Annotated in this window: 20 protein-coding genes and 3 pseudogenes; 11 read left to right on the top strand and 12 right to left on the bottom strand. The window is 72.2% G+C overall.

Annotated features, from left to right (window positions below):
* The 3 genes from E1284_RS11385 to E1284_RS11375 form a co-directional block, all read right to left on the bottom strand.
* Positions 1-709, bottom strand: a 709-nt coding sequence (locus E1284_RS11385) for a hypothetical protein (RefSeq protein ID WP_131939000.1), incomplete at its 3' end; no start/stop codon positions are given.
* 90 nt (positions 710-799) lie between these two features.
* Positions 800-1,741 carry a helix-turn-helix domain-containing protein gene (locus tag E1284_RS11380; protein WP_131938999.1) on the bottom strand — a complete coding sequence of 314 codons (942 nt, stop codon included), beginning with the start codon at positions 1,739-1,741 and terminating at the stop codon, positions 800-802.
* 55 nt (positions 1,742-1,796) lie between these two features.
* Positions 1,797-2,330, bottom strand: coding sequence for a 2,4'-dihydroxyacetophenone dioxygenase family protein (locus E1284_RS11375; RefSeq protein WP_131938998.1), 534 nt, complete (start codon positions 2,328-2,330; stop codon positions 1,797-1,799).
* A gap of 182 nt (positions 2,331-2,512) precedes the next feature.
* Between E1284_RS11375 and E1284_RS11370 the strand changes: the two genes are divergently transcribed.
* Entirely contained in the window at positions 2,513-3,514 is a 1,002-nt protein-coding gene (locus E1284_RS11370) for a class II glutamine amidotransferase (protein ID WP_131938997.1), read from the top strand.
* Between the two features lie 364 nt (positions 3,515-3,878).
* Positions 3,879-4,091, top strand: a complete 213-nt coding sequence (locus tag E1284_RS11365; protein ID WP_067638627.1) for a helix-turn-helix domain-containing protein — start codon at positions 3,879-3,881, stop codon at positions 4,089-4,091.
* Between the two features lie 83 nt (positions 4,092-4,174).
* On the opposite strand, the gene E1284_RS11360 is transcribed toward E1284_RS11365, so the two are convergent.
* Together E1284_RS11360 and E1284_RS11355 are read right to left on the bottom strand one after the other, a co-directional pair.
* Positions 4,175-5,506, bottom strand: coding sequence for a DUF2786 domain-containing protein (locus E1284_RS11360; protein WP_131938996.1), 1,332 nt, complete (start codon positions 5,504-5,506; stop codon positions 4,175-4,177).
* Positions 5,507-5,654: 148 nt separating this feature from the next.
* Positions 5,655-5,927, bottom strand: coding sequence for a hypothetical protein (locus E1284_RS11355; RefSeq protein WP_131938995.1), 273 nt, complete (start codon positions 5,925-5,927; stop codon positions 5,655-5,657).
* 241 nt (positions 5,928-6,168) lie between these two features.
* Between E1284_RS11355 and E1284_RS44010 the strand changes: the two are divergent.
* Positions 6,169-6,432, top strand: a pseudogene (locus E1284_RS44010) (AMP-binding protein); the annotation flags it as partial.
* 258 nt (positions 6,433-6,690) lie between these two features.
* On the opposite strand, the gene E1284_RS43030 reads toward E1284_RS44010, so the two are convergent.
* On the bottom strand, positions 6,691-6,846 hold the full coding sequence (locus E1284_RS43030; RefSeq protein ID WP_243714408.1) for a hypothetical protein: 156 nt from the start codon (positions 6,844-6,846) through the stop codon (positions 6,691-6,693).
* Between E1284_RS43030 and E1284_RS44005 the strand changes: the two are divergent.
* A pseudogene (locus E1284_RS44005) lies at positions 6,800-6,925 on the top strand (AMP-binding enzyme); the annotation flags it as partial. The gene E1284_RS43030 and the pseudogene E1284_RS44005 sit on opposite strands and share 47 nt — an antisense overlap.
* Positions 6,926-7,065: 140 nt before the next feature.
* Here the strand turns inward: E1284_RS44005 and E1284_RS11345 are convergent.
* Complete coding sequence (locus E1284_RS11345; RefSeq protein ID WP_131938994.1) at positions 7,066-8,160, bottom strand: winged helix DNA-binding domain-containing protein; 1,095 nt, start codon at positions 8,158-8,160, stop codon at positions 7,066-7,068.
* 46 nt (positions 8,161-8,206) lie between these two features.
* Between E1284_RS11345 and E1284_RS11340 the strand changes: the two genes are divergently transcribed.
* The 3 genes from E1284_RS11340 to E1284_RS11330 all read left to right on the top strand — a co-directional run bounded on the left by E1284_RS11340 (position 8,207) and on the right by E1284_RS11330 (position 10,492).
* A complete protein-coding gene (locus E1284_RS11340; RefSeq protein ID WP_131938993.1) occupies positions 8,207-8,533 on the top strand; it encodes an SIP domain-containing protein in 327 nt (108 codons plus the stop codon).
* 147 nt (positions 8,534-8,680) lie between these two features.
* Complete coding sequence (locus E1284_RS11335; RefSeq protein WP_131938992.1) at positions 8,681-9,214, top strand: hypothetical protein; 534 nt, start codon at positions 8,681-8,683, stop codon at positions 9,212-9,214.
* A gap of 597 nt (positions 9,215-9,811) precedes the next feature.
* Complete coding sequence (locus tag E1284_RS11330) at positions 9,812-10,492, top strand: RlpA-like double-psi beta-barrel domain-containing protein (RefSeq protein ID WP_131938991.1); 681 nt, start codon at positions 9,812-9,814, stop codon at positions 10,490-10,492.
* Positions 10,493-10,693: 201 nt separating this feature from the next.
* On the opposite strand, the pseudogene E1284_RS44000 reads toward E1284_RS11330, so the two are convergent.
* The 4 genes and pseudogenes from E1284_RS44000 to E1284_RS11310 all read right to left on the bottom strand — a co-directional run.
* Positions 10,694-10,939 (bottom strand): annotated as a pseudogene (locus E1284_RS44000) (IclR family transcriptional regulator domain-containing protein); the annotation flags it as partial.
* Between the two features lie 257 nt (positions 10,940-11,196).
* Complete coding sequence (locus tag E1284_RS11320) at positions 11,197-12,132, bottom strand: TIGR03621 family F420-dependent LLM class oxidoreductase (RefSeq protein WP_131938990.1); 936 nt, start codon at positions 12,130-12,132, stop codon at positions 11,197-11,199.
* Between the two features lie 139 nt (positions 12,133-12,271).
* On the bottom strand, positions 12,272-12,820 hold the full coding sequence (locus E1284_RS11315) for a GNAT family N-acetyltransferase (protein ID WP_131938989.1): 549 nt from the start codon (positions 12,818-12,820) through the stop codon (positions 12,272-12,274).
* Positions 12,820-13,887 carry a phosphotransferase family protein gene (locus E1284_RS11310; protein WP_341770391.1) on the bottom strand — a complete coding sequence of 356 codons (1,068 nt, stop codon included), beginning with the start codon at positions 13,885-13,887 and terminating at the stop codon, positions 12,820-12,822. The genes E1284_RS11315 and E1284_RS11310 overlap by 1 nt, the downstream gene beginning before the upstream one ends.
* A gap of 103 nt (positions 13,888-13,990) precedes the next feature.
* Here E1284_RS11310 and E1284_RS11305 point away from each other — a divergent pair, with 103 nt between their 5' ends.
* The 3 genes from E1284_RS11305 (at position 13,991) to E1284_RS11295 (ending at position 16,402) form a co-directional block, all read left to right on the top strand.
* Positions 13,991-15,283, top strand: a complete 1,293-nt coding sequence (locus E1284_RS11305; protein ID WP_131938987.1) for an acyl-CoA dehydrogenase family protein — start codon at positions 13,991-13,993, stop codon at positions 15,281-15,283.
* The gene (locus E1284_RS11300) at positions 15,276-15,956 is read left to right on the top strand and encodes a TetR/AcrR family transcriptional regulator (protein WP_131938986.1); all 681 of its coding nucleotides are present in this window, start codon (positions 15,276-15,278) and stop codon (positions 15,954-15,956) included. Before E1284_RS11305 ends, E1284_RS11300 begins: the two co-directional genes overlap by 8 nt.
* 83 nt (positions 15,957-16,039) lie before the next feature.
* Entirely contained in the window at positions 16,040-16,402 is a 363-nt protein-coding gene (locus E1284_RS11295; protein ID WP_131938985.1) for a VOC family protein, read from the top strand.
* On the opposite strand, the gene E1284_RS11290 is transcribed toward E1284_RS11295, so the two are convergent.
* A complete protein-coding gene (locus tag E1284_RS11290) occupies positions 16,390-17,469 on the bottom strand; it encodes an amidohydrolase family protein (protein WP_131938984.1) in 1,080 nt (359 codons plus the stop codon). The genes E1284_RS11295 and E1284_RS11290 overlap by 13 nt on opposite strands.
* A 68-nt stretch (positions 17,470-17,537) precedes the next feature.
* On the opposite strand from E1284_RS11290, the gene E1284_RS11285 reads away from it, so the two are divergent.
* Complete coding sequence (locus tag E1284_RS11285; RefSeq protein ID WP_207923689.1) at positions 17,538-18,056, top strand: GNAT family N-acetyltransferase; 519 nt, start codon at positions 17,538-17,540, stop codon at positions 18,054-18,056.
* Positions 18,057-18,205: the final 149 nt, after the last annotated feature.

Here is an 18,205-nt window from a genome sequence, read left to right as displayed (position 1 = left end):
GTGCGGGGCGGGCGGCGGGGCCGGTGGCGAGCCAGGACCAGTGGTCGGTCAGGAGGCGGCGGGCCGCGGTGCGCAGGACGTTCAGGGCTGCCAGGTCGTGGGGGCAGGCGATGTCGGTGATCTGGAGTTCGGGGAGGCCGAAGCGGCGGAGGCCGCGGGTGCGCAGGTGGACGCAGGAGCATCCGTTGACGCCCTCCGGGTCCAGGTCGGGGTCGGGGGCCGTGCAGCGGCCGTTGGCGCGGAACGGCGGGAGGACGTCGCCCAGCCAGCGGTCGGCGAGGACGAAGCGGGTCCGCTCGGTGGCGGGCGGCGGCAGGACGTGGCCGGTGACGAGGTCGGCGGTGACGCCGCCGGTCGCCTTGGCGATGGCGTAGGCGGTGGCGCGGGCGACCTGCACGGCGCGCGGCTGGTCGGTGATCGGCGCGCAGGCGGTGATGACGGCGAACTCCGCGGCGTCGTTGAAGGTCCGTGCGGCCGACCGGTCTTCGGGGCTCGCGGCTCGGATGCGGCTCGGGTCCCAGCGCAGGGTCGTGAGGTCCTCGCGGGTGACCTGCAGTTGCGTTGAGCCGAGCCGTCCGGCGATGTGGGCGTGGTACGGGCCGGGCTCGGCTCGGCCGATGAGGCCGGCGAGGTCGCGCGGAACGCTGGTGGCGGCGACGGCGAATCGCGAGGTCGTGGTCGCCGGGACAGAGAACGTGATCTGGGCCATGGGGCTGCTCCTTCCTGGGCGGGACACGGTCAGCATGTGCGGCCGCCCGCTCCTGGAGCAGTAGAACGCGATTCTGGGGATAACCCTCCGTCAGCGGGCCCGGACGGCGCCGGGAGTGCGGCCGAAGCGCTCGCGGAAGACACGCGTGAAGTGCGCCTGGCTTGCGAATCCATGGCGGTGGGCGATGTCGGCGACGGTAGCCCGGGCCATCGCCGGGTCGGCGAGGTCCGCCCTCGCCTTCATCAGGCGGCGGTCCATGACGTAGCGGCCGGGCGTGAGACCCTCCGGCTCGAAGATGCGGCTGAGGTGCCGGACGGAGATGCCCAGGGCGGCCGCTACCTGACGAGGGTTCAGCCCCGGATGGTGCAGATGCCGGTCGATGTAGTCCTTCGCCACGAGCAGGTGGAGCAGGCGAGTGGGGGAGGCGGGCCGGTCGCCGGCTCTTTCCGCGACGAGCAGGCAGAGGAGTTCGAGGGCCAGGTCGTCGGCATGGGAAGGTCCTTCGCACGAGGCCAGGCCGAGGAGAAGCGACCGTAGCGTGCGCGAGGCCGCAGTGACCCGGGACGCGCTGAGGGTGATGGGCCCCGGCAGTGCGGGCGAACGGAAGCGCTCGGCGAACACCTCGCGCGGCACATCCAGGAGGAGTTTCCGCATGGGGGTGGAAAAGCCGAAGAGGTATGGACGGGCCGTGTCGTAGAGGACGATGTCCCCCGCGCCGACCGTCAAGCAGCCTCCGGAGTGATAGAAGACCGCCTGCCCCTTGAGGACCACGCTGGCGAACACCGACTCCTTGGGGAGGTCACGGCAGATGCCCGGTGTCCGCTCGATGACGTGCTCGTTCCCCTGGATGTCGGCCAAGCGGAGCTCGCCGACACGGAGGTTCCGCTGCCGGGCCAGCAGACCGTCCTCGGCATAGGAGGAACAGGCGAGTCCGACCAACGCTCGCGCGTTGTGCTCCTCCCAGTAGGAGATGCGGTCACCGGACGGCACGTCCTCGGTCGATACGAACGACTCCAGCACGGAAGGGGCCATCTCGACCTCCCAGCGTGGTCTCGCAGGCGGGGAGGCCGAGTCTAGCCATCGTCCCCTAGCGGAAGAGTGAGTCGACGTAGTCGGACCCCAGGCCGACCTTCTCGTAGTGCTCGCGGCACATCGCGATGTAGTCGTGCACGTCGAAGTACCCTTCCGTGTCACCGTTCTCGTCCAGCCAGATGAGCGGGCCCTTCACGATGAACATCGTCTTCATGGGTTCACCGCTCTCGTAGGCGACGAGCGTGTGGCCTTCCCCGGGCGCCTCGTAGATGAAGTCGCCCGCGGTCGCCGTCCACGGACGTTCGAGGTAGCCCCACTTGCCGGAGATGGTGTACGCGAACACCTCGTGCGGGTGGTAGTGCCTGTTGACGAGGCCTGCGCTGGTGGCTCGCAGGATGTCCGCCCACGAGTTGTCCTTGACGTTGATCCAGAGTGGGCGCGAGCCGACGGTCTCGGTGAACGGCACGTAATAGCGGTCGTCGTCGGTGGCGACCTTCGGCAGGTACACCTCCGGCAGGGCGTCCGGCTTCTGGGAGTTCTGGATCGGTTTCAGGTTCTTCCAGAACTCGGTCGTCGCGTCCTCCGGCATGGCGTCCTCCTACCGCGTCGGGTGCGTTGACCAGCAGTGAACCGCGTGCGGGCCGCGCCGTCTTCCCCATGGCGGACGTCCGGGCTTGCCTGCTGAGGACACGGCCGATTCGCCGGACGGGCGTCGCGACGTTGGGTAAAATCATGATCACTCGCAGTTAAGATCATTGGAAAGGTGACGAGATGTGCCGACTTTTCGGGATGAGCACGGGTGGTCCGCGCGTCCGGGCGGACCACTGGCTGCTCGACGCACCCCGGAGCCTGCGCGCGCAGAGTCACCGGATGCAGCACGGTGCGGGCCTCGGCTGGTTCTCGCTCGGCGGCGAGCCCGTCCGCGACCGGGCGCCCCTGGCCGCCTTCGAGAACGCCGACTTCGACCTGCACGCCCGCAACATCCCGTCCCACACGTTCGTGTCGCACGTGCGCGACGCGTCCGTGGGCGGGCTGACGGTGCACAACTGCCACCCCTTCGTCATGAACGACCGGTTGTTCGCCCACAACGGCGTGGTGAAGGGCCTCGACACGCTCCGGACGTGGCTGACGGACGTCGAGCGTGCCCACGTCTCCGGGGAGACCGACTCCGAACTGGTGTTCGCCTACCTGACGGCGGAGATCAGGCGTCGCGGCGACACGACGGCCGGGATCATCGAGGCCGTGCGCCGCATCGGCGCCGAACTCCCCGTGTTCGCGCTCAACCTGCTCATCGCCGAGGCCGGACGCCTCTGGGCGCTGCGCCATCCGGAGAGCAACGAGTTGTGGGTCCTGTCACCGGGCCGGGGCGGTGCAGACCGGCCCGGACATCGTGCCGGCGCCCCCGGCCCCGTGCCCGCCGTCGTCCTCGCCAGCGAACCGATGGACGACGGCCCCGGCTGGCGGCTCCTCGAGACCGGCGAACTGCTGGTCGTCGACGGGCTCACCGAGACTTCGCTCTTCCCGTTCGAGCCCCTGCGGCATCCGCTGCGCCGCTCCGATCTGTCCCTCCGCGAAGCCGCCTCCCAGGCCACGGCCCCGACCGGTCCCGCCTCGGCCGCGTCCGCCGGCTCCGTCCGCGCTGACACCGACCTGGTCCGTGGCTCGGCCACTGGTGAAGGCACCCCCGTCGACACCGGCCCGGCCGTGCAGATCCCGGCCGGCGCCGGTTCGAACGCCTCCGGCGACGCCGAACCCGCCGTGGTCACCGGGTGAGGTGAGGCTGTGATCGGCCGTCCGGTGGCGCCCCGGGCGCGCGGGCGACGCCGGACGGCAGCGGGCAGCGAGCGGCGCGTCGGCGACCGCGGACCCGCGCGTTCGGGGCGGAAAAGCATGGTTCCGGTCCGGAGGTCGCTGCGGACGGTGGTCGTGTGGAACGGGCGGACGACAGCGCTTCGAGGCCCGTCTGTCTAGTTCCGACACGCCGATGACCATGGAAAAGACCAGCTTCGGCCGAATTCGCGGTGATTCGCGCGGCATCGACGGCGTAATCAGGGGGAATGTGTACGTTGGGGAGATCAACACTGCTGTGAGCTGCGGGGACGGGCCCCGCCGCCCAGCCTTCGAACAGGAGGTCCCCGTGGCACGCACACTGTCGAGGGGCACCCGGGTCACCGGTGCCGAACGCACGCAGCTCGCCGCCGAGCTCGCCCCGCGCTACGCGGCCGGTGAGAGCATCCGCGACCTGGCCGCCGAGACCGGGCGGTCGTACGGGTTCATCTACAACGTCCTGAAGGAGGCGGGGGTGCCGTTGCGCGGCCGCGGCGGCAACACCCGGCGCAAGAAGGACTGACCAGCTCCCGTAACCATCGAGGACGAGGAAGAAGCGAGCACATGACCGGACGTCCCCCTCGCCCCCCGGGGGGACCCCGTGCGCTACGAACGGTCGGACGCCCCGGTGACCTCGGAGCGCCCGTTCAGGCTGGCGAGGTCGGCGGCCGCCCGCCCGGCAACCCAGCCCTCATAGTTGGACACCGAGCCCGCCCGTCCCTTGGCGAGGTTCGGGAACATCGTGTCGACGGCCCGCTCGACGGCCCGGTCGCGCGCCGCCAGCACGGGAAGAAGATCCTTCCCGCCGGCGTCCGCGGCCGCCCTGTCCGCGGCCTCGCGCAGGCGCTCGCCGATGCGGGCGGCGTAGGCGTTGAGGAAGGCGTGGCGGAACGACCGCGTCCGTGACCTCCCCAGTGCGTCCCGCCGCGGACCCGCGTGCACCATGGCGGACGTCGCCTGAACGAGCAGCGACGTGTAGAGAATCTCCACCGCGGCGAGATCGTCCGGAAACCCCAGCACCGTGGAAAAGCCCAGCTCACGGTGCCAGACCGCTCTGCAGCGGTTCGCGTCGGCCACGACCGTCAGCAGAACCGCCTTCGGGGCGTCGTACGGATTGTCCACCGCGATGCGCCGTCCGGCGGACCCGCTGACGTCGCCGGTCTCGGCGGCGAGCAGCGCACGGTCGATGCTGTGCCGGGCCATCAGCTCCTGGGCGCGGGCGCTGAGCGCTTCCGCCTCCTCGGGGAACTCGGTCGACTCGGCCTTGGCGAGCAGCGCACGGACCTTGCCCGGCATCCGCTGATCGATCTCCCGCGCATACCCGCGCGCCGCCTCCCGCGGATATCCGTGCGTCGAGCCCGCTCCCGTCCCAGAAGCGCCCGCGTTGGTGGACGCGCCGGGAGGCGGGGTCAGCCGGGGGAGTTTCGGGAGGCCCTCCAGCAGGCGGATCAGTTCGATCGCCGTCGCGATGTAGCCCGCGCGCTCCACATGCTCGCGTTCGCACCATTCGGCCGGGAACGAGTCCTCGCCCGCCCACCAGACGGCGGCGTCGAGGGAGGCGAGTTGCTCCCGCCACACGCCGTCCACGGTGGTGGACGAGTAGGCGCGCATCTCCCCGGCGATCGCGTCCGTCGCCAACCGTGCGTGCCGGACGGTGTGCCGGCGGGCCGCGAACCGGACCACGTCGGCGGGCTGCCAGCCGCGATCCCAGGCCGTGGCGACCCCCTGCCGCAGCCGCGCGGCGAGGCACCGGTCGGCGGCGAGCGTCCACTGGGCCCTGCCCGGGCGGTCGACGAGGTCGGCCACGTGGCGGCCGAACGCCGCGCCGTCACCTCGGTGGAGCGACCTCACCGCCTCGGCGGTCACCGCGGCGGCGTCCGCGGGGAGGTCCGCCGGCGGCTCCGGTGAACTGGGCCCGCGTCGCCACGACCTCGGCACCGGCCACCTCCCACTGTCCCGACATCACGGCGCCACCATTGCATCCTGCCATCCGAATCCGGCCGGCCGGCCGCGGTCGGGAGACGGTACGGCCACCCGCCGCATGGAAGAGCCCCGGCCACCAGGGCCGGGGCCGCGCCGGTCGTCGTCAGGGCACGCCGTGCCCGTCGCCTCGCATCTCGTCCACGACGACGCTCTGGTACGCGCGGGAGGTGTCGGGGACGTAGCTGAGCCGCGCGAGGGCCTTGCCGTCGTGGTCCCTGATCTCGAAGTGGTAGCCGTCCCCGGCCTCGCCGACGTGGGCGACGGCCTGGTCGTGCCGGAGCCGGCACATCGTGTCGACCTTCTCCAGCGCCACCTTGAGGCTCCCCGCGTCGCTGATGAGCCGCGCCGGCTCGCTCGTCTCCCATATCTCGAACATCGGTGCTGTCCTGTCGGCGGTCGGGTGGAAGGAACGGGCGGGGCATTCCAGACGTCGGACACAGCTTGCGCCCATTTGGTGGATCTTTCAATCATCCGAGGTATCGGATTGATCACTATTCGAAGTTGTCCACGCTCGCAGCGTCATGGCCGCATGCGGTGGGGACCGGTCCTTCCGCGAGCCGGTCCCGGATCGATAGGGTCGGCGGCACAGAACCGAATGGGATTCGGAAGGGGCCGCGGTGGAGTACCGCGTCGTGTCCATCGTCCGTGACCACGCCCGCGACCGGGGGACGGCGCCGGCCGTCACCGGCGACGGGCGGACCGTGGGCTACGCCGACCTCGACGAGCGCTCCAGCCGGGTGGCGCGGGCCCTGCGGGCCGCGGGACTCGGCCCCGGCTCGCGGGTGGCCCACATCGGCAAGGACGCGCCCGAGTTCTTCGACCTGCTGTTCGGCGCCGCGAAGATCGGCGCCGTGACCGCCCCGGTGAACTGGCGGCTGACCCCCGCCGAGATACCACGACCCCGACGGCCCGTGCGCGCACCTGATGCGCTCGGCCGGACGCCCCTACGACTGGGTCGAGATCAAGGTCGTCGAACTGGGCGGCGGTGTCGAGCGCGCGCCCGGCGAGGTCGGGGATGTGCTGACGCGGTCCCCGCAGAACACGCCGGGCTACTGGAACCGCCCGAAGGAGACCGACCGGCTCCTCGCGGGCGGCGGCTGGCTCCGCACGGGCGACGCCGGATACGTCGACGCCGAGGGCTACCTGTTCCTCACCGACCGGATCAAGGACATGATCGTCACCGGCGCGGAGAACGTGTACCCGATCGAGGTCGGGGAGGTCCTCGCCGCCCAGCCCGCCATCGCGGACGTGGCGGTGATCGGCGTCCCGGACGAGCGCTGGGGCGAGACGGTCAAGGCCGTCGTGGTGCGCAAGCCCGAGGCGGAGCTGACCGAGGAGGAGGTACTCGACTACGCGCGGGAGCGCCTGGCCGGCTTCAAGCGCCCCCGCTCGGTCGACTTCGCGGACGCCCTGCCCCGCAACCCCAGCGGCAAGATCCTCAAGAAGGACCTCCGCGCGCCCCCTACTGAGAAGGTCTGGGCCGAACCATCGCGTGATGCGCATCAGGCTCGACGTCAGGTCTCGACGGTGACGACAGCCGACTTGGCGTCGGGCTCCAGGAAGCGCAGCAACGCCTCGCCTTCAACGGTCAATGCGTCGACGGCCGCCTGGGGGAGGGGCTCGAAGGGGCGCATCCGCAGCGTCGCGACCTTCCGCTTGTACTCCGTCTCCCAGATGCCGCCGGCGAAGCCGTCCCAGAGGAACACGGCGCGGACGCGCAGATTCTTCGTCGTGAGCATGGGCCGGTGCTCGTCGGAGATGACGCGCCTGCGGTCGGCGTGCGCGAGGACGAGACTGTCGAACTCGGGCAGGAACCGGGGCGGCGCCGGGACGTCCTCGCCGGGGCGGGGCGCGTCCGGCAGGTCGAAGAGCTCCCGGCCCTTGTCATCGGTGAAGACACGCAGGACCGGACGCAGGCGCTCCAGGGCCTCGGCGGTCGACTGCAGCCCGGACCACGTCCGTGCGTCGGCCGCGGACGCGGGCCCATAGGCGGCCAGGTACCGGAGCATCAGCTCATCGGTCGCGGCATCGGCCGCCGGGGCGGCCCCGAGCCAAGTCTCGGCCGGCGTGAACTGCGACGTGCGAGGGAAACCCCACCTGTCCTGCGTCGGGACCATGACGAGCGGTACGCACAGGCGTACGGCATAGCCCAGGGCACGGTCGTTGACGTCCGGGAACTGCTCCTGCAGCAGTGCACGCACCTCGTTGAAGGTCCGGGGCGCCTCTTCCAGAAGCGACTGTGCCGCGGGGACGACCTTCTGCAGATCCAGCGACTTGGCGCGGTCGCCGAGGACGCCCAGGGCGCCGTCCAGCACCGGCTGCATCGCCGTACGGAAAGCGGTGTAGTCGGCGCTCGTCGTCAGGTGCAGGGTGGCGCGCATCATCGTCGCGCGCACGAGCGACCGGTCGTGCAACGCGGAATGCAGATCGGACGCCGAGAATCCGTCCAGCCGCGTCCACAGGCCGAGGAACGGCGGCTTGGGCTCCTGCGCCTGCATCCCGCAGAGCCTGCCCACCGCGTCGGCGACCGGGGCGGCCTCCCGGGCGAGGAGCATCTGCCGTGCCAGCGTGGCCCGGTTGAGCGCCCGGACGCTGAGAGTCTCCGTCATCCCTCCAGGATGCCGCCGGCCGCCCCCTTCACGCACCGCCGCAACCATGCGGGAACCCGGTAGGCGTCGGCGCACGCGCCCGAGCCGGAGGGGGAACTTCGGCCTTCGCCCGGCCGTCTGCCACCTCTTGCGTGCGAGGAGACGGTCTCCGTCCCATTCGGCGCGATGGGACGCCTCCGCCGCGGACTCGGCCGCGCTCGTGGAGGCCGTGCGCGGTCTCGATCTTCCGGCGGAGCCGGGAATCGCCTACGTGGCCGGAGAGGCACGCACTGTGCAGGCGGTGCGTGCCCGTCTCGTCCGCGAGCGGGGCCGGCCGCGCAGATCCGTGCTGGTCAAGCCGTTCTGGACGCCGGGCGAGCGCGGGATGGAGTGACCCGGGACCGATCGAGGGGGCGGGGGTTACGGGGTGATATTTCTTGAAATGCACGTGCATCAGCCCTTGCACCTGCACGCCATCCCTAGCAGGATGATCCCCGGACCCCCGCACGTGAACTCCCCGGAGATCGCGATGAACGCACACTTGAGCGACAGTGACCGACAGGCGCTGCGGCTGGCCCAGGATCTCCGCGAGGAGATGCTGGCGGCCCTGCCGCAGCTGCCGGCCGCCCCTTCGGTCTCCCCGTTCGTCGACCAGTCCGGGATGCCCAGCGTCCTGCTGAAGATGGACGCCGAGACCGCCCACGCGCTCATGGCCGTGCTGGCCGAGCGCCGGGCGGCGCAGGGCGGCGTGCCCGGGGCCGAGCCCCGCCGGGCCGACGGCTCCCACGTCCCACCGCCCGTCGCGCAGGCCGTGCCGGCGGCGCAGGGGCCCATCGTGGCGGCGGCCGGCCCGTACGGCGGGCCCGCCTACCCGGGCACCCCGTACCCGGGGGCCGCGTATCCGGACACCGCCTATCAGGACAGCGCGTACCAGGACCCTGCGTACCAGGACACCGTGTACCAGGGCCCCGGCTACGCCGAGGCGCCGTTCGTGCCGCAGCAGCCGGGCGCCCCGGTCTTCACCGGCGGCACCGGCCCGACGCCGCTCGTGCCGACGGTCTACCGCACGCACTGAGCGAGGCTTTACCTTCCCTGGGGTGCGGGCTGGAATGCCCGTGGGGGTCTTGGTGTTCTTTACGCTGTCGTGGTGATGCTGCGACCGTACGGTCCAGCGTCCCCCCGGCACACCGCCCAGCTCGGGACCACCCGAGAAAAGGATCTACCTGGGCAAAGGTAAAGAAAACCCGAGTTTGGCGAAAGCACGGTAATGCCGTATATAGTCAAGCTCAGGTTCGGGTCAAAGAACCCTTGACCTGGCCAATCGCATAGCCGTCGCCTCCCGCCCGCCAGGCGGGATCCTTCGCCGAATCGCGGCCGTACCATGCACCGGCCGCACACCGAGTCGGGCCCGTGAGCCCCCGGTCGGCATCCTTCCGCTTCATCTGAGTCCGTGACACACGCACGTCCGAGGACGGTCGTGCGCCAGTGAGCGCGGGCGCGGTCCGCCATGCCCGTGGATCGTTCCAAGCGGGTCCTTCCCCGCGGCGGCATCTCCCGAGTCCCGAGTCTCGGAGCCGCTCTCCCCTACCCGGAAACAGCACGTCGCCTCCTGTACGGAACGGCGGGCCCCCGGCGCGGAGCGGCAGCCCTGTACCCCGAACGAAGGAAATCCATGCAGCAGCGAGCGATCAATGTCGTCCTGACCGGCGTCACCGGTACCGCCCTCGCGGGCATGCTGGTCGCAGGCGTCGCGGCGGCCAGCGACGACTCCGCTCCGGAGAAGCAGTTCCTGGCGCAGCAGGCCGTGGCCTCGCAGGAGCACCAGACCCCCGCGGACCACCCGCAGAAGAGCGTCGACAAGGCGACGGCCGGCTCCAAGCCCGGCTCCAAGGCCGAGTCCAAGACCGACGCCAAGTCCGACGCCAAGCCCGACACCCAGCGCGAGAAGAAGGGCTCCAAGGTCCTGCTCAGCGGCAAGACCACCGCGTCCTACTTCTGGGACGACGGCTCCGGCGTGAACGGCGACACCGGCGCCCCGGCCGGCGGCAAGCCGATGCAGAAGGGGCTGTTCGCCAGCCCGAGCTGGCCCCTGCACACCAAGGTCAAGGTCACCTACGACGGCCGCACCGTCACCGGCTTCGTCGGCGACCGCGGGCCCGGCGAGCCGTCGCACCGCGGCGTCATGCTCGACCTCGACACCTACACCTTCCGCTACCTGCTGGACGGCGGGAAGCCGAAGAGCAAGTACAACGCCGGAACCGGCGAGGGCCACCTGAAGAACGTCAAGTGGGAGGTCCTCTCCTGGGGCAAGGGCGCCGGCAAGAAGGGCAAGCCCCAGCCCTTCGGTTCCTGACCCGGACGTCCCGCACAGACCCGGCGCAGGGCTGCCGGTGCATGGGAAGAGGGGATCCCCCGGTATCGCGAGATCACCGGGGGATCCCCGTTTCCAGCTCTCCGGCCGCCTCCCGCGCCGGCGCCAGCGCCGCGGTGCGCACCGCCGGCGCGAGCCGGTCCAGCTCCCGCCGCAGCAGCCCCCGGCATGCGGGGTGCAGCGGACGAGCCCGCGCGCGAGCACGTCCTCCAGCCGCGCCGGCGGCCCGAGCGCGAGGAACAGCTTCCCGGTCGCCGTGCAGTAGGCGGGCAGGCGCCCGCCCACGCGGGACACGATCGGCATCGAGCGCCGCCCGCTCACCTTCTCCAGGAACAGCGTGTCCGTCCCGTCCAGGACGGCCGGGTGGATGTTCTCGTGCGCCGCCTCGTACAGGTCCTCCAGGTAGGGGAGCGGGGCCTCGATGAGCATGCGGGGCGAGGTGCATGCCGACGTAGCGGCCGTGCTCGGCGGAGGTTCCGCCGCCCTCGTCGAGGGTGTCCTTGAGCGTGCGCGGCGACGTCCACGCCCGTGCGAGCAGGCCTCTCCAGAGGCAACCAGTAGAAGGTTGTGTTCGCCACGTGGCTCGACGCGGACCCGGCCGTCCTCGCGCTGGACGACCCGACGCGCGGAGCGCCTCACCGAACCGGAGTTGAGCCTCGCCATGAACGCCGGCTTCGCCGACCCCTCTAGGCCAGCAGGGGGATGACGGGGGCGAACTCCTCCATGCACGCGTCCGGGACCTGGTAATAGGTGAAGCCGTAGCGGTCGCGCCGGGCCAGCATCTGCTCGGCGATGTGCTCGGGCGGGCCGACGAACTGCGACGGCATCTCCAGAACGAGGCCGGCCGCCGACGTACCCCAGCCGCGCGTCACCGCGACCCGGGCGGCGGTGCGCCGCGGATCGGCGCCGAAGGTCGGCGTCACCATCATGCTCAGCTCGACGTCGCGTTCCCCGGCGGCCTCCCGCACCCAGTCGACCTTGCGGGCGATGGTGTCCGGCAGCCGCTCGGTGACCTCGTCGGAGATCGCCCCATGGGGGAGGGCGCGGGGGAGGATGCCGACGGTGTCCGCGAGCCGCCCCGCGATGCCGAGCATGCGCCTGCTGCCGGCGCCGACCGCCAGCGGCGGGCGCCGTGCGGGACGCGGGAACACCGTCAGCCCGCCGACCCGGTAGTGCTCCCCGTCGAACGCGGTCTCCTCGCCGTCCAGGAGGCCGCGCAGGATCCGCAGCGACTCCTCCAGCCTCCCGACCCTCGTCCCGGCGGGGTCGAAGGGCATCCCGGCGGCCTCGTACTCCTCGCGCAGCCAGCCGGCGCCGATGCCCAGCTCGAACCGCCCGCCCGACAGGTGGTCGAGGGTGGCGGCCTCCTTGGCGAGCATCACCGGATGCCGGTAGTCGTTCGCGAGGACCATCGTGCCCAGCCGCAGCGCGCTCGTGACCGACGCGGCGGACGCCAGCGCCACCAGGGGGGCGAGCTGGTCGCCGAACGGCTCGGCGACGAAGTGGTCCCGCAGCGTCAGGACGTCGTATCCGAGTTCCTCGGCGCGGCGCGCGGTCCCGGCCAGGCCGGCGCCCGACCGGATCGACTCGCCGACCACGCCGAAGCGGAAGTTCTCTGCCATTCCCCGAGCCTGCCCGCGCACCGGGCGGGTCCGCTGGCGGGAATCCGACGTGAGCGTCGTCGACCGGCGGAACGAGGCGAGCGGCTCGGTCGCCGTCCGTGCGGCGTAAGGGCGTCACCGACTGCCCCGTTCGCGCCGGTCACTCTCCAGGCTGCGTCCGGCCGCCCGGATTTTCAAGCGTCGCGGGCTTCACCCGCTGCGACAGCAGCTGCCCCGGCCAGTCGCCGACCGTGAACTCCGCGGCGGGGTCGAAGCCGTTGCGCCGGTAGTACTCGACCAGCCGCCGGTCGTCGCCGCGGTAGCAGTCGACGCGCAGGAGGCCGGCGCCCCTCGCCCGCGCCTCGTCCTTCGCCTTGGCGATGAGCGCGCCGCCCACGCCGTGCCCGGCGAACGCGCGGTCGGTCACCAGGAGCGTGATGTAGAGCTCGGGTTCGTCGATCGGGTCGATGTAGCGCGGCGGGCAGGAGGAGACCGCCATGGCCCCGGCGGGACGGCCGTCCACCTCGGCGACCCAGATCTCGTCGTCGCGGGCGATGCCGGCGATCCGCTCGACCCGAGCCGGATCGCGCGACCAGGGCTCGCTGCCCCACTGCCCGGTGCGGCCGTTCGCGGCGAGCCAGGCCACCGCGCCGTCCAGCATCGCGAGCATCAGCGGCGCGTCGCCCGCCCCGCCCCTGCGGATCTCCATCACGACGACCTGATGAAGCCGTGGGCGCGCTGGAACAGCCCGAGGGTGATCGCGTGCAGCAGGTCGCCGGTCTCCTTCGGGGCCTTCCCGGCGAACGCGCGGGCGTGCGTGCCCTCCAGGACGATGCCGAGCTTGAAGCAGGCGAGCACCGCGTACCAGGTGATGGACGACAGGTCGCGTCCGGCGACGGCGCCGGGGCGCTCGGCGTAGGTCGCGACCAGTTCGTCCGCCGTGGGCAGGCCGCCCGCCGCGCCCAGCGGGCCGGCCAGCGCGGCGCTCTGGTCGTCGCGGTCCGGCCAGGTGGCCAGCAGCCAGCCGAGGTCGAGCAGCGGGTCGCCGATCGTGCACATCTCCCAGTCGACGATCGCGGCGACCTCGGGGCCGTCGAAGGAGTACATCAGGTTGGCCAGGTGGTAGTCGCCGTGCAGGATCCCCGGCCGCCACACCTTGGGGCGGTTGTCCTCCAGCCAGCGGGCGACGTCGTCCAGGCCGGGGATGTCGGGGCCCGGGTAGCCGTCGAGCGCGCCGTAGGAGTCGAGTTCGGACATCCAGCGGCCCACCTGCCGAGCCAGGAACCCCTCCGGCCTGCCGAAGTCGCCCAAGCCGACGGCCTCGTGGTCGACCGCGCCCAGCGCCGACAGCGCGCGTGCGGCGTTCAGGCCCATCTCCCGCCGGACGGACGCGTCGCCGGCGTGCTTCCCGGGCAGCGCGACCGTGGCGTTGAACCCCTCGACCGGCGTCATCAGGTAGAAGACGGCGCCGCCCAGCACCGACTCGTCCGGGCAGGCCGCGATGAGGCGCGGCGCCGGGACGCCGGTGCCGTCGAGCGCCGCCAGCACCCGGGCCTCGCGGCGCAGGACGTCGTTCGTCCGCGCGCGCAGATGGGCCGGCCCGCGCCGCAGCACGTAGTCGCGGCCGCCCCGGGAGAACCGGATCAGCGTGTTCTGCGTGCCGCCCGCGAGGGACCGGACGTCCTCGAAAGGGCCGCCCGGCAGGTCCCGGCCGTCCATCCACCCGGCGAGGACGCCGAAGTCCACGAGGGCGCGGTCGATCTGCTCAGGCTGCACGGCGGGTCCCTTTCCGACAAGGTCACCCGGAGGGTAACAGTCATGCACTTGCATTACTTACTGAGGTGTGCAGATTATCGGGAAACGACGCAGGAGGCTCGCCATGGCTTGGGACTTCGAGACCGACCCCGACTACCAGGAACTCCTCGACTGGGCGGACGCCTTCGTCCGGGACGAGGTCGAGCCGCTCGACCTCGTCCTCGGCAGCCCGTACGACAAGGACGACCCCCGCTACAAGCGGCTCGTCCGCCCGCTGCAGGACCGGGTGCGCGAGAAGGGGCTGTGGGCGTGCCATCTCGGCCCCGAGCTCGGCGGGCAGGGGTACGGCCAGGTGAAGCTGGCGCTGCTGAACGAGATCCTCGGACGCTCCCGCTGGGCGCCGTCGGTGTTCGGCTGCCAGGCGCCCGACTCCGGCAACGCGGAGATCATCGCGCACTTCGGCACGCCCGAGCAGAAGGAGCGCTACCTGCGGCCGCTGCTGGACGGCGAGATCTCCTCGTCCTACTCGATGACCGAGCCGCACGGGGGAGCCGACCCCACGCTGTTCACCACCCGCGCCGTCCGGGACGGCGACGGCTGGGTCATCAACGGCGAGAAGTGGTTCTCCTCGAACGCCCGCCACGCGACGTTCCTGATCGTGATGGCCGTGACGAACCCCGACGTGTCGGCGTACCAGGGCATGTCGATGTTCATCGTGCCGGCCGACGCGCCGGGCCTGACCACCGTCCGCAACGTCGGCGTCGGCGGCGAGCGCGAGGGCTCGCACGGCTACCTGCGCTACGAGAACGTCCGCGTCCCGGCCGAGAACCTGCTCGGCGACGAGGGCGGCGCGTTCGTCATCGCGCAGACCCGGCTCGGCGGCGGCCGCATCCACCACGCGATGCGGACGATCGCGCAGGTCCGCCGGGCGTTCGACATGATGCTGGAGCGGGCCGTGTCCCGGGAGACCCGGTTCGGGCCGCTGGCCAAGATGCAGATGACCCGCGAGAAGATCGCCGACAGCTGGATCGAGATCGAGCAGTTCCGGCTGCTCGTCCTGCGCACCGCCTGGCTGATCGACAAGCACGGGGACTACAAGAAGGTCCGCAAGGACATCGCCGCCGTGAAGGCCGCGATGCCGAAGGTCTACCACGACGTCGTGCAGCGGGCGATGCACCTGCACGGCGCCCTCGGCGTCTCCAAGGAGATGCCGTTCGCGGGCATGCTGCTCGCCGCCGAGGCGCTCGGCATCGCCGACGGCCCCACCGAGGTCCACAAGATCACCGTGGCGCGGCAGCTGCTGCGCGACGTCGAGCCGGTCGAGGGCCTGTGGCCGTCCCGGCACCTGCCCACCCTGCGGGAGGCGGCCCGCGAGCGCTTCGCCGAGGCCCTGGAGCTCGCGATCGGCGATGAGTGACACCCGCGGACGGCTGCTGGACGCCGCCGAGGCCCTCTACGCCGCGCGCGGCGTGGACGCCGTCAGCCTCCGGGAGATCCTCCAGGAGGCCGGCGCCCGCAACGCCACGGCCGTCCAGTACCACTTCGGGGACCGCGCCGGGATCCTCCGCGCGATCTTCGCCCGGCACGCCCCCGACGTGGAGGCCCGCCGGCACGCCCTGCTCGACGCCTACGAGGACGGCGAACCGGGCGTCCGGCCGCTGGCCGCCGCCCTCGTCCGCCCGCTCGCCGCACGCCTCGCCGACGCGTCGGGGCGCGCCTACCTGCAGATCTGGGCGGACGTGGTGAACCGCCCGGACCCGATCGTCCCGGTCGCCGTGCTGGACGATCCCTCTGAGGCGGTTGCCGGGGGGTCTGGGGGGTCGTCCCTCCAGATGAGACACGACAGCCTGTGCCGGTGGCGGGCCCTCGTCGAGCCGCTCCTGGAGGAGGACGCGGCACGCCTGCACCGCCGCTTCACCGCCATCCTGTACGCGTCGATCGAGCTCGCCCGCCGCGCCCGCTCGGGCCCCCGCACCGACGACCGCCTGTTCACCAGCTACCTGATCGACGTCGTCGCCGCGATCCTCGGCGCCCCGGTCTCGCCCGAGACCCGCCGCCTCGCCGCCGAACGGGACGCCGCGCGGCGCTGAGGTGCCATTCGTCCAAGACGCGCGGGGTCCGTCCGCCGCAGACTGGGCAGGTACCCCGCCGCCGACGCCACAGGGAGGACGACATGACGAGCGAGATCCGCCGCACCTTCTACCCGCTGATCAGGGCCGCCGACCCGGCGCGGACGATGGCGTGGCTGGAGGAGGCGTTCGGCTTCACCGAGATCGCGGCCCACAAGGACGACGCCGGGAACATCGTCCACGCCGAGCTGGGCTTCGACACCGGCATCGTCATGCTCGGCGCCGCCAAGACCCCGGCGGCGGCGGTCTACGTCGCCATCGACGACCCCGATGCCCACCACGACCGCGCGAAGGCGGCCGGCGCCGAGATCATCCGCCCGCTCACCGACCAGGATTACGGCTCCCGCGACTACGCGGCCCGCGACCCCGACGGCAACGAGTGGTACTTCGGGACCTACCGGCCCTGAGCGACGCGCCGCCCGGCCACGAACACCGCGGCCGGACGCGCCAGGACCTCTGGATCGTCGCGCGGGTCGTCCCGGTAGGCCACGAGGTTGGCCGGCAGCCCCGGCCGCAGCCCCGACACGCCGAGGAACTCGCAGGCCGCGGTGCTCGCCGCGGCCAGCGCCTTCTCCGGCGGCAGCCCGAGCTCGACGAGCAGCGCGACCTCCTCGGGGACGCTGCCGACGACGTCCGTGCCGGCCAGGATCCGCACCCCGCGCCGGTCGGCGACGCGCAGCAGGGCGGCCGTCCGCTCCCGCTGCCGCAGGCGCCGCGCGCGGCGCTCGGCGTCCTCACCGGGACGCGGCGCGAGCGCGGCGCACAGCGTCGGCGTCCAGGCCCCGCCCGTCTCCGCCAGCGCCGCCACGTCCGCCTCGCTCATGCCGTCCCCGTGCTCGATCGAGTCGACGCCCGCGGCGACCAGCGCGCCCGCGAACGCGGTGGTGGTGTGCGCCGCCACCCTCGCCCCGGCCTCATGGACGGCGCCCACCAGCCTCCGGACGTCGTCCACCGAGTACGTCGGGATCGCGTCGCTCGGCCGCAGCGCGCCGCTCTCCATCAGCGGGAAGTCGCCGATCAGCTTCACCCAGCGCGCTCCGGCGCCGATCTCCGCCAGCGCCGCCCCGATCAGCCCGTCCGGCGACACCGGCGAGTGCAGCGCGGGGAAGTACTGGCCCTCCGGCGCGAGGAAGCGCCCGCAGGCCACCAGGCCCACGCCCTCCGGGTCCTCCAGCAGCCGCAGCGTCATGCTGCCGGGGCTGCCGAGATCCCGGACGACCGTGATCCCCGCCTCCCGCGCGGCCTGCAGGTTCGCGCGGGCCTCGCCGAAGCTGAGGGGGCGCGGCCACCCGTCCGAGCCCGTGCCCACGGTCAGGTGGCAGTGCGCGTCGACCAGGCCGGGCAGGAGGAAGCGCCCCGGGACGGGTTCGCCGCCGTCCGGCGGCGTCGTCGTCCACCGCCCCCGCTCGTCGATCCCGCCGGCGCCCGCCCGTCCGTCGGGCAGGAACACGCCCTCGACCCGCCACCCCGCCATGGCGTCGAATCTAGGACCATGACCGGCCCGCCGGAAGACGCGGCGATCATTTGGAATGATTAAGGACCATGAATCCGGCACTGCACCTGCGAGACGTCCGCCCTGGCGACCTCGACGCCTATGTCCGGATGCGCTGCGATCCGGTCATGATGGCCGAACTCGGCGGGCCGCTGCCGCGGGAGGGCATGGCCGCCAAGGTCGCCCGCGACGTCGCCGAGGCCGAGGCCGACAGGTCCTGGATCAAGATGATCGTCCCCGCCGGCGACTCCGCAGTGGCCGGCACGGTGTCGCTCTGGTCCCATGCCGGGGACGGCGGGACCTTCTCCGAGATCGGGTGGATGGTCCTGCCCGAATGGCAGGGCCGGGGCGTCGCCAAACACGCCGTCCGCACGCTCCTCGAAGCCGCCGGCGACGATGGCCGCTGGGGCCTCGTCCACGCGTTCCCGGCGCCGACGAACGGCCCGTCCAACGGCCTATGCCGCTCCCTCGGCTTCACCTTCGCCGCGGAAGAAGAGGTCGTTTTCGCCGGTAGAACCCTGCGGGCGAACCATTGGTTCACCGACCCCACCGCGACCGGCGGCAGGTGATCCGCCGATATCGGAAGGCCGCGGAACCGGGACCGGTGTTACGGTTCCGGGGCTGGCCGCGGGACTTCGGCGCGACTTCCGGAACCCACCTTTGAAGTGATGATCCGCTGCTCGCGCTCTCCTTCCCCGGCCGGCACCGCGATCTACGA

The organism is Actinomadura bangladeshensis, assembly GCF_004348335.1.
Taxonomy (GTDB): Bacteria; Actinomycetota; Actinomycetes; order Streptosporangiales; family Streptosporangiaceae; genus Spirillospora; species Spirillospora bangladeshensis.
The sequence above is the reverse complement of the archived record's forward strand: the minus strand, read 5'-3'. Positions and strand labels throughout refer to the sequence as shown.

Coding starts and splice junctions, on each gene's coding strand:
- E1284_RS11290 (WP_131938984.1), bottom strand. CDS start 17,469: ATGGCGGGGTGGCGGGTCGAGGGCGTGTTCCTGCCCGACGGACGGGCG.
- E1284_RS11375 (WP_131938998.1), bottom strand. CDS start 2,330: ATGCCGGAGGACGCGACGACCGAGTTCTGGAAGAACCTGAAACCGATC.
- E1284_RS11320 (WP_131938990.1), bottom strand. CDS start 12,132: ATGGCAGAGAACTTCCGCTTCGGCGTGGTCGGCGAGTCGATCCGGTCG.
- E1284_RS11380 (WP_131938999.1), bottom strand. CDS start 1,741: ATGGCCCCTTCCGTGCTGGAGTCGTTCGTATCGACCGAGGACGTGCCG.
- E1284_RS11300 (WP_131938986.1), top strand. CDS start 15,276: ATGAGTGACACCCGCGGACGGCTGCTGGACGCCGCCGAGGCCCTCTAC.
- E1284_RS11345 (WP_131938994.1), bottom strand. CDS start 8,160: ATGACGGAGACTCTCAGCGTCCGGGCGCTCAACCGGGCCACGCTGGCA.
- E1284_RS11330 (WP_131938991.1), top strand. CDS start 9,812: ATGCAGCAGCGAGCGATCAATGTCGTCCTGACCGGCGTCACCGGTACC.
- E1284_RS11370 (WP_131938997.1), top strand. CDS start 2,513: ATGTGCCGACTTTTCGGGATGAGCACGGGTGGTCCGCGCGTCCGGGCG.
- E1284_RS11315 (WP_131938989.1), bottom strand. CDS start 12,820: ATGGAGATCCGCAGGGGCGGGGCGGGCGACGCGCCGCTGATGCTCGCG.
- E1284_RS11285 (WP_207923689.1), top strand. CDS start 17,538: ATGAATCCGGCACTGCACCTGCGAGACGTCCGCCCTGGCGACCTCGAC.
- E1284_RS11340 (WP_131938993.1), top strand. CDS start 8,207: ATGCGGGAACCCGGTAGGCGTCGGCGCACGCGCCCGAGCCGGAGGGGG.
- E1284_RS11305 (WP_131938987.1), top strand. CDS start 13,991: ATGGCTTGGGACTTCGAGACCGACCCCGACTACCAGGAACTCCTCGAC.
- E1284_RS11295 (WP_131938985.1), top strand. CDS start 16,040: ATGACGAGCGAGATCCGCCGCACCTTCTACCCGCTGATCAGGGCCGCC.
- E1284_RS11355 (WP_131938995.1), bottom strand. CDS start 5,927: ATGTTCGAGATATGGGAGACGAGCGAGCCGGCGCGGCTCATCAGCGAC.